Origin of the sequence: Polaromonas sp. (assembly GCF_016185115.1) — a bacterium.
Classification (GTDB): domain Bacteria; phylum Pseudomonadota; class Gammaproteobacteria; order Burkholderiales; family Burkholderiaceae_C; genus Polaromonas.
Genome location: NZ_JACPOF010000016.1, coordinates 1 through 1,565, shown reverse-complemented (window position 1 = coordinate 1,565; position 1,565 = coordinate 1). Strand labels below are relative to the sequence as shown.

General features: G+C 60.1%; 2 protein-coding genes and 1 pseudogene. All 3 read right to left on the bottom strand.

What is annotated here, in order from left to right:
* Positions 1-138 precede the first annotated feature (138 nt).
* Positions 139-615, bottom strand: coding sequence for a DUF4148 domain-containing protein (locus tag HYX42_RS10090; RefSeq protein WP_293402487.1), 477 nt, complete (start codon positions 613-615; stop codon positions 139-141).
* A gap of 95 nt (positions 616-710) precedes the next feature.
* Positions 711-1,082 carry a hypothetical protein gene (locus HYX42_RS10085; RefSeq protein ID WP_015012979.1) on the bottom strand — a complete coding sequence of 124 codons (372 nt, stop codon included), beginning with the start codon at positions 1,080-1,082 and terminating at the stop codon, positions 711-713.
* A 398-nt stretch (positions 1,083-1,480) separates the two neighbouring features.
* Positions 1,481-1,565: pseudogene (locus HYX42_RS10080) on the bottom strand (IS6 family transposase); the annotation flags it as partial.

Below are 1,565 nucleotides of genomic sequence, written 5' to 3'. Positions count from 1 at the left end.
TGGCCAGCTCGCACCTGCCGAACCGCCTCCAGTTTGAACTCCCGCGTGTACTGCGCACGCACTTGCTTGTCACTCATTGCTCAACTCCTTGTCGGTATTTTCAACAAGGGTTAAGAACTCCACTTTTCAGGGGCAACCTCAATGGTGCGCAGCGTGGTAGCGGTCAGGATAGATTTCGTTGAGCTTGCGGCCGTCTTCGCCCACAGCGACGATTTCGCCTTCGCGGATGGCGCGCGCCAGCTCACTCTTAACCTGATCACGGGTCTTGGAAGAAGCGTTGGCCACTACGGGGTAGCGGCCAGGCACCACTTCATTGAGCTTGGCACCCGATTCACCGCCCGCCAGGATGTCGCCCGTGCGGATTGCTTGTTCCAGTTCTGCGCGCACTTGGTCGCGGGTTTTGGGGGCCTGCGCCGAAGCTGTCACCGGGTACGCTGCGGGGTTGAGCTGTTTGAGTGTCAGACCCGATTCGCCGGCAGCGAGCATGTCTCCGCTTTGCAGGGCCTGCGCCAATTCAGCCCGCACTTGTTCGCGCGTCTTGCTGACCACTTGGTCCGACGCAAAAGCGGGGGCGGCGATGAGGGAAAGGACGATGAGGGTGGACTTCAGTTTCATGATGGGATTTCCTTTTTGGGTAAATGGCAATGGTTCAGGTGCAACCGCAGGCCGGTTTGGGAGGGCACGCGGTTGCCGGTGATCGTTGAGAGGGTTCAGGGCAGTTGGCGGGCATCGACCCAGCCAGCTTCGCCGCCCATATCCCGCACACCGTCACGACCGACGGGGTTGCGCTTGGCTGACTGCAACTCATCGAGGACTTGCTGGCGGGTCTTGGTCAGCTTGGGGCCCGGGACAAGTGGATAGGTACCGGGATAGCCACGGCTGATCCAGTACAGCGTGCCGTCCTTCTGAGCGGCCAGCACGGTGCTTTCAACCGCTTGGCGGCTCACCGCATTGCCCAGATGGTCGGCGGCCAGGCTCACGCCTTCCTCCTGGCTGGGGCTTGCGTGGTAAACGGAAGTGGCGAAGGACGCAGTAGTGGACCCGGCAAGGCTGGCGACGAGGATTGCGGTACGAACTTTCATGATGGTCTCCTGTGGCGCCGGATGCCCGATATGGTTCATCCAGGTGGCGATTTCTGCACCACGGAGAGAAGTCTAGAAATTTGACCCCTACCTGACAGTGACCTTCCGATTACGCTTTTGATAGCCACACGCAATGCCTGCGGGGAAAGGGGTAATTGGTTATCGTGCAGGAGGCCACCTGGTTTCACACCACCACGACAAGGTACTCCGAAGGAACTGTCATGACGAAGAGGGCAATGAGCTGGTCTGTCGCCATCCTGGCGCTCTTGAACGTCGCGGGTTGCAGCACGCCGATCTACGAGGGCCGGTACGCGTGGTCCGATGGCTGGCGTATCGGAAAAGGGTTGTGTCGCAATAGCGGCGCCGAGGCGGCAAATGGCCGTTGATGTCGATCGGTTTCAATGAGCCAAGCTGTAAAACTGGTCGGCGGCGGACATGGTGTTGCCACTCGGGCAGCGCTGCTGCCCTTTCTTGATCATGTGC